General features: G+C 43.1%; 9 protein-coding genes. 4 read left to right on the top strand and 5 right to left on the bottom strand.

Annotated features, from left to right (window positions below; genetic code table 11):
- The first annotated feature begins 12 nt into the window (after positions 1–12).
- From IGI66_RS07335 to nifJ, 3 genes are read left to right on the top strand one after another with little or no spacing between them, the layout of a single operon-like run.
- Positions 13–849 (top strand): sulfide/dihydroorotate dehydrogenase-like FAD/NAD-binding protein, encoded by an 837-nt coding sequence (locus tag IGI66_RS07335; RefSeq protein ID WP_438848285.1) that lies wholly within the window; start codon positions 13–15, stop codon positions 847–849.
- Entirely contained in the window at positions 842–2,251 is a 1,410-nt protein-coding gene (gene gltA, locus IGI66_RS07330; protein ID WP_438848283.1) for an NADPH-dependent glutamate synthase, read from the top strand. Before IGI66_RS07335 ends, gltA begins: the two co-directional genes overlap by 8 nt.
- An 11-nt stretch (positions 2,252–2,262) precedes the next feature.
- Positions 2,263–5,796: a pyruvate:ferredoxin (flavodoxin) oxidoreductase gene (nifJ, locus tag IGI66_RS07325; RefSeq protein WP_438848281.1), complete on the top strand. Its 3,534-nt coding sequence runs from the start codon at positions 2,263–2,265 to the stop codon at positions 5,794–5,796.
- Between the two features lie 84 nt (positions 5,797–5,880).
- Here nifJ and rpsT read toward each other — a convergent pair whose 3' ends face one another.
- The 5 genes from rpsT to IGI66_RS07300 all read right to left on the bottom strand — a co-directional run bounded on the left by rpsT (position 5,881) and on the right by IGI66_RS07300 (position 10,861).
- The gene (rpsT, locus tag IGI66_RS07320) at positions 5,881–6,135 is read right to left on the bottom strand and encodes a 30S ribosomal protein S20 (RefSeq protein ID WP_010780717.1); all 255 of its coding nucleotides are present in this window, start codon (positions 6,133–6,135) and stop codon (positions 5,881–5,883) included.
- Positions 6,136–6,342: 207 nt separating this feature from the next.
- Positions 6,343–8,226: a heavy metal translocating P-type ATPase gene (locus IGI66_RS07315; protein WP_438848279.1), complete on the bottom strand. Its 1,884-nt coding sequence runs from the start codon at positions 8,224–8,226 to the stop codon at positions 6,343–6,345.
- A gap of 319 nt (positions 8,227–8,545) precedes the next feature.
- Entirely contained in the window at positions 8,546–9,379 is an 834-nt protein-coding gene (locus tag IGI66_RS07310) for an undecaprenyl-diphosphate phosphatase (RefSeq protein ID WP_010780719.1), read from the bottom strand.
- A gap of 127 nt (positions 9,380–9,506) precedes the next feature.
- Positions 9,507–10,211 (bottom strand): histidine phosphatase family protein, encoded by a 705-nt coding sequence (locus tag IGI66_RS07305; RefSeq protein WP_010780720.1) that lies wholly within the window; start codon positions 10,209–10,211, stop codon positions 9,507–9,509.
- Positions 10,212–10,234: 23 nt separating this feature from the next.
- Positions 10,235–10,861, bottom strand: a complete 627-nt coding sequence (locus IGI66_RS07300; RefSeq protein ID WP_010780721.1) for an MBL fold metallo-hydrolase — start codon at positions 10,859–10,861, stop codon at positions 10,235–10,237.
- A gap of 307 nt (positions 10,862–11,168) precedes the next feature.
- Between IGI66_RS07300 and IGI66_RS07295 the strand changes: the two genes are divergently transcribed.
- Positions 11,169–13,520 carry a helicase C-terminal domain-containing protein gene (locus IGI66_RS07295; RefSeq protein WP_438848276.1) on the top strand — a complete coding sequence of 784 codons (2,352 nt, stop codon included), beginning with the start codon at positions 11,169–11,171 and terminating at the stop codon, positions 13,518–13,520.
- The last annotated feature ends 50 nt before the right edge of the window (positions 13,521–13,570 follow it).

Below are 13,570 nucleotides of genomic sequence, written 5' to 3'. Positions count from 1 at the left end.
TGGAGTGAGATTTTGTTTAAAGTATTGGAACGCAAGGAACTGGCGCCAACGGAGTATGAAATTTTAGTAGAAGCGCCGCGAATTGCCAGCAAGGCACAGCCAGGGCAGTTTGTGATCTTGCGAATCGACGAACAGGGTGAGCGGATTCCGTTGACAGTCGTCGATACAGATAAAGAAGCGGGTTGGGTACGCTTAATTTTTCAAGTAATCGGAAAGTCGACCGCGCAACTGGCCACCGTCATGGCTGGAGAAGGGTTGTCAGATATCGTTGGTCCTCTTGGAAAAGCAACAGACATTGAAAATTATGGTACCGTTCTCCTCGTTGGAGGCGGTGTTGGGATAGCTGCTTTGTTCCCGATCGTTAAGGGATTGAAAGAAGCCGGAAACCGTGTAATTACCGTTCTTGGTGCAAAAAACAAAGAGTTATTGATCTTAAAAGAAGAGTGTGCTGAGTATTCGGATGAGCTGATATTGATGACAGACGATGGTTCTGTCGGCCAAAAAGGATTGGTCACACAAGCAATGGAAGAGGTCTTTCAGCGTGAAACGATCTCGATGGCTTGGGCTATCGGACCGAGTATCATGATGAAGTTTTGTACTCTGACTGCACAAAAGTATGACGTGCCAATCTACGTCTCATTGAATCCTATCATGATCGACGGAACAGGCATGTGCGGCGGCTGCCGAGTGACTGTTGACGATTCTATCAAATTTGCTTGCGTGGATGGACCAGAATTCTTAGGCGAAGAAGTCGATTGGAACGAATTTGTCAATCGAATGCAGCAATATCGACCAGAGGAAGTACTGGCCAACGAAAGATACGAAAAGCAGGTGAGTTCAAATGGCTAAACGCAGTTATACGAAAACTCCTATGAAGGAACAAGCGCCGGAGGTTCGCAATCATAACTTTGATGAGGTCGCTTTAGGCTACACGCTAGAAGAAGGACAGTTGGAAGCAAGCCGCTGCCTTCAATGCAAAAATGCGCCGTGTATCGAAAACTGTCCAGTTATGATCGATATTCCTGGATTTATCAAAGCAATTGAGGATGGCGAGATGCCATTAGCTTATGAAATTTTAAGCAAATACAGCAATCTGCCAGCCATCTGTGGACGAGTGTGCCCACAGGAGAAACAATGTGAGATGGTTTGTCGATTGGGACGATCGAAGAAATTCGAACCGGTTGCCATCGGAAAGCTCGAACGTCTTGTTGCAGACTGGGCGTTGGAACAGCCATTTGAAGCAAAGGAAGCTTCAGGAGAAAAAGGCCGTGTGGCAGTTATTGGTGCCGGTCCTTCTGGACTTACTGTCGCAGGAGATTTGGCGAAATCAGGCTATGATGTCACTGTTTACGAAGCGCTGCATGCGCCAGGCGGCGTATTGACCTACGGGATTCCAGAATTCCGTCTGCCAAAGCGCATCGTTAAAAAAGAGATCGATCGGATCGTCGCACAAGGCGTGAAAATCGAAACGAACGTGGTCGTCGGAAAAACGATCACGATGGATGAGATCATCAGTGATTTTGATGCCTGCTATCTTTCTGTAGGCGCGGGTGCACCAAGATTCCAAGGAATCAAAGGGACTTCATTAAATGGGGTCTATTCTTCCAGTGAATATTTAACGCGTGTCAATTTGATGCACGGGTATGAGTTTCCTAAATACGATACACCTATTCAAAAATCAAAAAATGTCGTTGTTATCGGCGGCGGGAATGTTGCGATGGATGCAGCACGTTCTGCTAAGCGTTTGGGTGCTGAAAAGGTATCGATCGTTTATCGTCGGTCATTAGAAGAATTGCCTGCCCGAGAAGAAGAGTATCACCATTCGGTAGAAGAGGGCATCGAGTATCACTGGTTGACGAATCCAATCGAATATATGGACGATGGTGCCGGCCGCCTAAAATCAGTTAAATGTGTTCAAATGGAATTAGGGGAACCGGATGATTCAGGTCGTCGTCGACCAATCGTGATTCCAGGCAGCGAATTTATTATCGAAGCAGACACAGCGATCGAAGCAATCGGGCAAGGGGCCAACAAAGTGCTATTAGATACATTCCCTGAGTTGGCTCTGAATAAATGGGGGTACATTGATGCAGATGAAGAAACCTGTGCAACGTCGATACCAGGAGTGTTTGCTGGAGGAGATATCGTAACGGGTGCAGCAACAGTCATTTTAGCAATGGGCGCTGGGAAAATTGCAGCAAATGAAATTGATCAGTACATTCAAAAGACAAGACAGGAGCAATTGGTTTAAGCGAGGTGCAAATGATGAAAACGATGAAGACAATGGATGGAAATACTGCAGCAGCACATATATCTTACGCATTTACTGAAGTTGCAGGTATTTATCCGATCACCCCTAGCTCAACAATGGCAGAAGTCGTTGATGAATGGGCAGAACAGGGCCGCAAAAATATTTTTAATGAGACAGTAAAGGTAGTTGAAATGCAATCAGAAGCAGGAGCCGCAGGGACCGTGCACGGGTCATTAAAGACCGGTGTATTGACCACGACGTATACCGCTTCGCAAGGACTGCTTCTCATGATTCCAAATATGTTCAAAATCGCGGGCGAATTACTGCCGACGGTGTTTCATGTAGCAGCGCGTGCAGTTTCTACGAACGCCTTGAGTATTTTCGGCGACCACAGTGATGCGATGGCTGCTCGACAAACAGGATTTTGTATGCTCGCTGAAGGCGGCGTACAGGAAGTAATGGATTTGTCCGCTGTTGCCCATTTGGCGAGCATCGAAGGCAAATTACCATTCATGAATTTCTTTGATGGCTTCAGAACCAGTCATGAGCTGCAAAAAATTGAAGTTCTTGATTATGATGACCTAAAAGCGATGGTGAATTGGGAAGCGTTGGAAGAATTCCGTAAACTTGGGATGAATCCAAATCGTCCGAATGTATCTGGAACGGCTCAAAATCCAGACATTCATTTCCAACAAAGAGAAACAGTCAATCGTTATTACGACGAAATGCCGGCGATCGTTCAAAAATATATGCAGAAAATCAACGATCTCCGTGGAACCAATTATGATTTAACGAATTATTATGGAGATCCAGAAGCGACAGAAGTGATCATTGCGATGGGATCTGCTTCACCAACGATCCAGCAAACAGTGGATTACTTGAATGCCAATGGCCGTAAAGTCGGTTTTATTGATATTCATCTATACCGTCCTTTTCCTGCTGAAAATCTATTAGAAAAATTACCTGCAACCGTTGAGAAAGTAGCAGTACTTGATCGTACGAAGGAACCAGGATCAGATGGCGAACCGTTATTATTGGATGTACAAAGTGTACTGTACCGTCACACGAACCGTCCAATCGTTATTGGCGGCCGTTACGGAATTGCTTCTAAAGATGTTACGCCAGATCAAATCGTGGCTGTTTTTGACCATCTTTTAGTACCGACAAACGAAATGAAGCAACGGTTTACGATCGGGATCAACGACGATGTGACAAATCTGTCCTTACCAATGGGTGAAGTATTGGATTTGACACCGACATCTACCTTCCAAGCGAAGTTCTGGGGACTTGGTTCTGATGGTACAGTGGGGGCGAATAAGCAAGCGATTAAAATAATCGGGAACAACACGGATTATTATGCGCAGGCGTATTTCTCCTATGATTCTAAAAAATCAGGCGGCTTGACGAATTCCCATTTACGTTTTGGTAAAGAACCGATTCTTTCAATCTATAACGTGGAAGCTGCTGATTTTGTGGGATGCCATAACAGCGCCTACATCCACCAATATGATTTAGTTAAAGGGTTAAAAGATGGCGGGACATTCTTGCTTAATACGGTTTGGACAGAAGAAAAAGTCAAACAGTTATTACCAAGCAGAATCAAACGCTATTTAGCAGAACACAAGATCAATTTCTACATTATCAATGCAATGGAGATCGCGCAAAAGACAGGCCTTGGCGGACGGATCAACCAAGTAATGTCCACAGCCTTCTTTGAATTGACAGATATTTTGGATCATGAGACGTATTTGCCACTGCTTAAAGCAGAAGTAGATGCCGCTTATGGTAAAAAATCTAGAACGATCGTTGAGCGCAATTGGCAGGCGATCGACGCGACAGTCGCTGAGTTGAAAAAAGTAGAAATACCGGCTGAATGGGCAGAGATTGAAGTAAAACCGCTGTTTAATAAGGAAGATCAAGAGAAACCTGCCTATATTCGCAATATCTTAGAGCCAATCAACCGTCAAGAAGGCAATGCGCTTTCTGTCAACGACCTGATTGAAAATGGTATGTTGGGCGGCGTGATGCCTTCAGGAACAGCAGCGTATGAGAAGCGCGGAATTGCACTGGAAGTGCCTGAATGGATTCCAGAAGCCTGTACGATGTGTAACGAGTGTGCCTTTGTTTGTCCTCACGCAGCGATTCGTCCATTCCTTGCGGACGAAGAAGAGATGGAGGCGGCGCCAGAAGGCTTTATTACTCGTGATATGCGTGGAAAAGACGGGTTCAAATACCGTATCCAAGTATCGTTGGAAGACTGTACAGGATGTGGGCTTTGTGTAGAAGCGTGCCCTGCTAAAGAAAAAGCGTTAGTTATGAAATCCTATGAAGATCAGAAAGATCAAGCAGTTAATTGGGCCTTCGCGATGACGTTGCGTCAAAAAGCCAATCCAGCCAAGAAATTTTCTGTTAAGGGCTCTCAATTTGAGCAGCCATTATTGGAATTCTCAGGCGCATGTGCGGGCTGTGGGGAAACACCATATGTGAAGCTATTGACCCAATTGTTCGGGGACCGCATGATGGTGGCAAACACGACTGGATGCTCTTCTATTTGGGGCGGTTCTGCACCAGCGACACCATATACTGTGAACGAAGATGGCAGAGGACCTGCATGGAGCAATTCACTTTTTGAAGACAACGCAGAATACGGTCTAGGTATGCACATGGCAAACCAAACCAAACGAAATCGTTTAGCTAATAAAGTTATGAAGGCTTTGGAAAATGGCGTTGGGTCAGAGGATACAAGGGCCCAGTTACAGGACTGGATGAACCACATGTTAGATGGTGAAGGCAGTCAACAGCGTGCGGCAAAATTACGTGCCGTATTAGGTGAAGAAACAGACGAAGACTTGCGTTCAATTCTCGCAGATCATGAGATGTTTGCGAAACCTAGTCAATGGATCATCGGAGGCGATGGATGGGCCTATGATATCGGCTTCAGCGGTATTGACCACGTCTTAGCTTCTGGTGAGGATGTCAATATTTTGGTTATGGACAATGAAGTCTATGCAAATACCGGAGGTCAGATGTCCAAAGCAACCCCTTCAGCAGCTATTGCGAAATTTGCGGCCGGCGGGAAGAAAACGAAGAAAAAAGATTTGGGTATGATGGCTATGACGTATCGGGATGTTTATGTCGCTCAAGTCGCGATCGAAGCCAATCCGACGCAGGCATTGAAGGCAATCCAGGAGGCAGAAGCCTACCCGGGACCATCATTGATTATTGGGTATACACCGTGTATCAATCACGGGATTCGAGGTGGAATGAGTCAATCGATCGAAGAATCGAAAGAAGCCGTTGAATCAGGCTATTGGCCGCTTTATCGCTACGATCCTGTACGTGCACAAAAAGGCAAGGACCCAATGCGGATCGACTTTAAGAAAGCAGATTTCAGTAAAATGAATGCTTTCCTTGAAGGTCAGACACGTTTCTCTGCATTGCACAACATCAAAAAAGATGATGAGCTAGTAGAAGAGATGCTAACACAAACCGTTGATGATATGGAAGAACGGGCGAAAAGTTATACGGAATTGACGAACAAATAAAAAATAGCGTTGATACCAATGGTATCGACGCTATTTTTGTATCCAGAGGACAAAATAAAAAACCGATCAAACGATCGGTTTTTATTATTTCGCTAATTTTTTAGCAAGACGCGCTTTGTCGCGGTTTGCTTTGTTTTTGTGGATCAAACCTTTTGATTCAGCCATATCGATTGCTTTAGCAGCTTCTTTATAAAGGTCGTTCATATTTTCAGCGCCAGCATCAGCAGCCTCTTCAAATTTCTTAACAGTAGTACGCATTGCGCTCATTTGTGATGAGTTTTTAGCGTTAGCAGCTTCGCTAGTGCGAACACGTTTGATTGCAGATTCAATGTTTGGCATGGATTTCACCTCCGAATTCAGTCTTATACGGTTATTTCCGTACAATTCAACATTACTCATTATACATAAAGCCGCTTTTCAATGCAATAAAATCGTGACAAGTTTTTTTCCTTAACAGAAAATAAATATATAGGAAGGCAACAGCGTTGATTCATGTGCCCGATTCTATTTTTATGAACAGAAGGGTATACCCGTCCGATCCGATTCTTAATTGGCTGATTTGTATAATGGGCAAGCCGTGCATTTTGTCTCATCCAAGTGTTTCGGTTCTTTTAGAGGTAGGAGCATCCGCAACCCATTTATAATCACAAGTATCGTACTTCCTTCATGTCCGATCACGCCAAAGGGAAGAGTGAGAAATTGTAAGAAATTGCTCGCGATCAGCAAACAAATGACGCTTAAGGAAAATAGGATATTTTGTCGAACGATCCGCTTCATTTTTTTTGCTAGACGATGACTGTACATTAATTTGGTCAAATCATTCTTCATTAGAACCATATCGGAAACTTCCATCGCAACATCGGTTCCTTCGCCCATAGCAACCCCGATGCTTGCAGTCGCCAAAGCGGGAGCATCGTTGATTCCATCGCCAACCATTGCGTTGACGTGAAACGCCGTTTGCTGCTGTTTGACTAATTCTGTTTTATCAGCGGGCAGACAGCCGCTGTGATAATCATTTAATCCCAATTGATGGGCAATGTAACTGGCTGCTCCATAATTATCGCCGGTGAGCATGACGGTTTGCACATCTTCCTCCTGAAAATAGTGGATGACCTCTTTCGTGTAGGGCTTAGGCAAATCCATCAATCCTACTAATGCGACAATCGTCTCATTGTTACTGAGGACGACCACGGTCTTTCCCTCATCATGCCACTGCTTGATCAAAGGATGCCTCTGCCCGTCTGTCGGTTTGCCCAATTGCCACCGTTCATTTTGATAACTTGCTTCTAAACCGAAGCCCGCCCGTTCTTCAATGGAGAGGTCGAGTGTCTCTTCATTTTTGAAAAACTTCGTAATAGCCGCTGCCAGCGGATGAGCAGATTGGCGTTCCATAGAATAGAAGAGCTGAGGAATCACTGGGTCTTCGTACAATGTATGGTAATCCGTAACACGCGGTTTTCCTTGTGTCAGAGTTCCCGTTTTATCGAAGGATATGGCCCGCAAATCGGCGAGTTTTTCTATTGTTTTGCCAGATTTAAATAAAATCCCTTTCTTCGCTCCATTAGAGATCGTTGCCAACGCTGCGGGAGTGGCAGAAGCGACTAACGCACAGGGGGAGGCTACGACTAATAACACCATGCCGCGATAAAAGCTCTCTGTCATACTCCAACCCAATACGAAATGGGTCAGTAGAATCATTACTGGTACGGTAATAAGAACAATTTTGACGTATACATTTTCAATTTGTTCAATGAATGTCGCTGTTGCACTTTTCTCATTTTGAGCATTTTCGACTAATCGCAATATTTGAGCGAATAACGTATTATTGCTTGTTTTTGATACTTCCAATGTAAATGGCTGACCTAAATTGATGGTTCCGCCAAAGGCATCATCATTGACCGCTTTTTCAACCGGAACAGATTCACCAGAGATAGCAGATTCATCGATTGACGAGGCATCGAGCATTCGACCATCAATCGGTACAGCTTTCCCCTTAGGCACAAACACAAGATCTCCCACTTGTAATTCTTCCACGGGAACTGTGAGGTGCTCACCCTCAACAATTTTCAACGCCTCATTGGGGGCAACATTCATTAGCGCGGTGATTTCTTTTGTGCTTTTATTGGTCGCATATTCTTCCAGGGCGCCACTCAAACAAAAAATAAACGTCAACATCGCACCCTCAAACCAATTACCGATCAAACAGGCACCGATTGCTGCTAAAGCCATTAATAAATCGACGTTTAATGTGCGATCCTGTATGAGCTCACTGAAACCTTCAAAGGTTTGCTTCCATCCACCACAGATAATTGCCAAAACGAAAAAGAGGGGAGAAACAGGCAGGGAGAAGCCGCTTGAAATTTTTCCAATCATCAAAAATACGAAACAGAAAAGGGTAGAGAGAAAGGCATTACGTTCTTCTTTACTCATCACTTTTCCTCCTTTCTAAATACAAAGAAATCTATCAGAACCAATCACTCACAACTGATGAGATGTGTGGGCACTGTTTCTTTCAATTTCATAGTATCATAGCAATCGGCATAATTGATAATTTAAATCGCTAATTGAGAACGAAAGTAATTATCAATTACCGTTGAGAATGACTATCATTAGCTGTTAAAATGTTTTTCCGCAGTATACCAACAAAAAAATGAAAATAAACGACAGTAATCCTTATTTAGAATAACTATCGTTTATTCAAGTGTCAGAAATAAATTTGCAAAAAAAAAGACCTGCAAAAATGCAGATCCTACATAGCGATCAGCCAATAGCCGATCAAGATGATACCCAGAACGATTCGATACCAGCCAAACACGGTAAAGTCATTTCGTTTAATATAATCCAATAAGAACTTAATAGCAATGATCGATACTACAAAGGCAGTGACCATGCCCACCAATAATACGATAATTTCTGAAGCACCAAAAGTGTTTCCATGCATCAAAAATTTAACGATTTTTAATCCACTGGCCCCAAACATGACGGGAATTCCAAGGAAGAAAGAAAATTCTGTTGCAACATAACGGGAGCTTCCGATAATAATTGCTCCCAGGATCGTTGCACCCGAGCGGGAGGTCCCAGGAATCAAAGAAAGTAATTGAAAGCCACCCACGATCAATGCGGCTTTATAGGTGAAATCATTTAAATTCGTGCATTTCGGTGTTTTATTTTTATTCATCCGTTCCACCACGATGAAGGCGATCCCGTAAACAATCAACATGATAGCAACTGGTAGAAATTTATGGAAATGTTCATCTAGAAAGTCATCTAACGGCAAGCCAATGACTGCTGCGGGTAAGCAGGCAATAATGACTTTGAACCACAATGTCCATGTTTCCTGTCTCTCTTTATGATTTTTACTAGGAGCGAAGGGATTCAATTTGCTGAAAAACAAGACAACTACGGCTAAAATCGCCCCCAATTGAATCACCACGTTGAACATTTCAATAAAGGCAGGGCTCATATTCAGCCGGATGAATTCATCCGCTAAGATGAGGTGTCCTGTGGAAGAAATTGGCAACCATTCGGTGATTCCTTCGACGATCCCAAGAATAATTGCTTTAAAAATATTGGCAATAAGCATGAAGTTATACGTCCTTTCAAGTTAATAACAATAATCAGTATACCGTTTCAGCTTTGAAAAGACCATCTAAAAATGGCTAAGCTTTTTTAAAGAAAAAAACTGCCAGCGCTTGCTGACAGTTTGCGAACTATGCTTCTGAATGATCAGAGATCGATTTTCCACGTTCCATATAGCTGATATCATTGATGGCGCGAATGGAGAATTCTCCATTTTCATAACGCAGACGATTGATACTGCCGTTCAACAAGTTGGCACGTACCGGCTGTTTTGAATCAATCAAGCTTAACAAGAAGGCGATCGTCAAACCATGGGAGACGATCAAAACATTTCCTCCGCCTTGTTTTTCACGGCTTTGAGCGATGTCTTCAAAACCATTCCATACACGATCACGCAATGTTGAATAAGGTTCGGCCCAATTTGCGGTATCCGCTCCTTCGATCGCATTGGCGATTTCTTCAAAGCTGACATCTGTAGCAAACAGGTCATCTTCTGTTTTAAAATTCAGTACACGTGGCAAAACGCCCCACATTTCTGCATCGTAGGCGCCTTCTAAGGAGCCAAAGCACCATTCACGGATACGAGGATCTACGTGATAGGGAATATTTTTTCCTTCAGGGTGTTCATTTAAAAGAATTCGCATCGTTTCGATCGCTCTCCCAGAATCACTGGAGTATGCCTCTTCGAACTTTGTATCTTGCAAGCCCAAGCCGACGTAATGAATCCCGTCACGTCCGCTCTTTGTTAGTGGTGTATCACACCAGCCCTGCACACGAGCTAACGTATTGAACATTGTTTTACCATGTCGAACAATATAAAGATTTGTTTCTGCCATATTTATAACCTCCAAAAAGTTGATTAATTAAAGAATGGGTTTGTGTCGACCTCGCGACCGATCGTTGTTGCCTCACCATGTCCTGGATAAGCCGGGAGTTCATGGGGAAGGGTAAATAGGTACGTTTTGATACTGTAGAGCAATTGTTGCATATCCCCCGTATACAAATCTGTGCGACCAATACTGCCTCGGAAAAGTGCATCCCCTACAACGACAAAGTCATCAAAGATGAAACTGACACTGCCAATCGAATGACCAGGTGTCGGAACCACTTGAAAAGTCATGCCGCCGATAGTGTATTCCTTCATTTCAAATTCGTATTCTGCTGGCTGAAGGATTAAATCCGGCATATCGTCATGACGTCCTAAACCAGAAAGATTTAAGATGGGATCGCCTAACCATTTTTGTTCTAGCGGGCTTACATACACAGGAATGTTGTAGTTATTCCGAATCTGTTCGACCGCCCCAATGTGATCGTAGTGAGTATGTGTTAATAAAATCGCTTGCGGTTTTTTTCCGATACGGTCGATTTCTTTTACAAGTCGATCACCCTCTGAACCTGGATCAACGACCAACAAGTTTTTTTCATTATGAATCAAATAGCAATTTTCTTGCGCGATTCCGGTAACAAAGCCCTCGATTTGAATCATTATTTTCCTCCCTGAAGCACTAAAAGTAGTTTTCATTGCCGTGATTTGTTTTACTAAAAGTCTCAAATGATTCTTTTCTATCAGTAATAAAACGCACGATCACTTAATTCTTCTCTATTATACCTTAAAAGTAAAAAAATTGTGGTTTCCCTGAACGATTTTGGCGATTCTGGTTTCTGCTTGTTATGGAAAGCTAGGATTGCCCAGCGTGGACTAACACTTGACGAGCTACCGAAAATCTTCTATGGTGAAAAAGCAAAACGATTTTAAATGATCGCATATGCAGATACAAGAACGAGGTGAGAAGGTGGCAGTAAAAAGAATCGCGATTCGTGAGTTAGTTGAATTCATCCTGCGCAGCGGGAGCATCGACGAAGGAAAGAATAGCAATCACACACCTCAAGAAGGTGCACGAATCCATCGCCAGCTACAAAAAGAAGGCGGTTCTGGCTACCAGAAAGAAGTCTGGTTGAAGAAACCCGCAGAAATTGCCGATACAGCCGTTCAAATCGAAGGACGTGCCGACGGTATTTATATAGAAGAAGATCGCGTGTTTGTTGACGAGATCAAAACATCAGAGACACCCTTTGAGGAGCTGGAAGAAGGGATCATTGATCTTTATTTTTATCAAGCAATGGTTTATGCCTATATTTATAGTGAGCAAGAGGATCTCGCTGAAATCGGTACACGGTTAACCTATTTTCAAACAACAGAGGAGAAGATCACGCGACAAATTCGAACGTTTACTTTCGAAGAATTGGACGCTTTCTTCAACGATTTGATCAAACGCTATGAAAACTGGCTGGTATTTCAGTTAGAGTGGCGGGAAATACGAAACAATTCTCTAAAAACCTTAGAATTTCCTTTCGATACGTATCGTGCAGGGCAAAGAGAGTTGGCTGCCGCAGTATACAAAACGATCCACGCGCAACAAAAGTTGTTTGTCGAAGCCCCCACCGGTACAGGGAAAACGATGTCCACCCTTTTCCCTACGTTTAAAGCAATGGGAGAAGGGTTGGGTGAAAGGATCTTTTACCTAACAGCAAAGACGATCACGCGCCAAGTGGCCGAAGAAACGGTTACTAAAATTACTAAAAACGATGCACGGGTAAAAAGTGTGACGTTGACCGCCAAAGACAAAATTTGCTTTTTGACGGAACGAAATTGTACTCCTGAGCACTGTCCTTTTGCGAAGGGCTACTATGATCGCGTCAACGATGGTCTATGGGATATGCTGAATAGTGAGGACCAGTACACACGCCCAGTAATTGAAAAATACGCGAGAAAGCATGAGCTTTGTCCATTTGAACTTTCGTTGGATGTGAGTCGTTTCAGCGATCTTGTTGTCGGTGACTATAATTATTTATTTGATCCAACCGTTTATTTGCGTCGTTTCTTTGAGGAAGAGAATAAATCAAATCTAGTGTTAGTTGATGAAGCTCATAACTTAGTCAATCGCTCGAAAGAAATGTACTCTGCCAGTATCTCAAGGGAGTCAATCGCTCAGATGCAAAAAAATTTGGACACCTCTTTTAAAAAATTGCACAGAGCATTTACGCGAGTGGACAATGAATTTGAATTGATCCACCAATCATTGGATGGAGAAGCCTACCATCACCAGCAGGCAGCACCTGAAAATTTGATCAATAGTTTGTTCAAATTACAGGAGCAAATCAAAGAATGGCTAGCAGAGAATCCAGACAATCCGGCGCAACAGAAGATGCTGCCTGTTTACTTTGAAATTATACGCTTCACTCGTATGAGCGAATTTTATGACGATCATTATCAGACAACTGTTGAACATAAAAGCTATGATCTGATTGTCAAAGAGTATTGTATTGATCCGTCTTGGTTTTTAGAGCAGACCATGGATAAAGTTGGGAGCAGCATTCTCTTTTCCGCAAGTTTTTCACCATTGGATTATTACCAAGAAGTCTTAGGCGGAGGGGAAGAGAGTCTTACTTATCGTCTTCCGAGTCCTTTTCCAAATGACAATCGCCTAGTGATGGTGGATGCCAGTATTCAAACAACGTATCAAAGGAGAACGCAAAGTATTCCGAAAATCGCTGCCTCTATTGAAGGGTTGGTTAAAACGAAAACGGGTAATTACTTAGTCTTCTTCCCATCATTTCAATACTTAGATCAAGTAGCAGACTATTTCCATGAAGTATATCCAGAATATGCGATTCAAATTCAAGGATCAAAATTAAACGAAACAGAGCGAGAGGATTTCCTAGCTGCTTTTGTAACAAATCCAAAGAAAACATTGATAGGTTTTTGCGTATTGGGAGGGATTTTTTCTGAAGGGATCGATTTAGTCGGTGAACGATTGATCGGTACAGTCGTGGTCGGAGTAGGACTGCCTCAGGTAAATCACGAACAAGAGCTGATTAAAGAATATTATGACGAAAAACGCAATCAAGGATTCAGTTATGCCTACCAATTGCCAGGAATGAACAAGGTGATACAAGCAGCAGGGCGTGTGATCCGTACGATGGAAGATCGAGGGATCATTCTTCTCTTAGATCAACGCTACACAAATCCTCATTATCAAAGTCTTTTACCCGTTAATTGGTCAGACCGAAAAGTGATTTATGGACCAAATGAAGTGGAACGAATGGCAAATGAATTTTGGCAACAAGAAGTCAAAAGTAAATAAGAGATAGAAATATCGCAAATGAAATGTTTGCCGCAACTCCTACTAAACTA

Source organism: Enterococcus sp. AZ048 (assembly GCF_051715125.1).
Taxonomy (GTDB): Bacteria; Bacillota; Bacilli; order Lactobacillales; family Enterococcaceae; genus Enterococcus_A; species Enterococcus_A gilvus.
The sequence above is the reverse complement of the archived record's forward strand: the minus strand, read 5'-3'. Positions and strand labels throughout refer to the sequence as shown.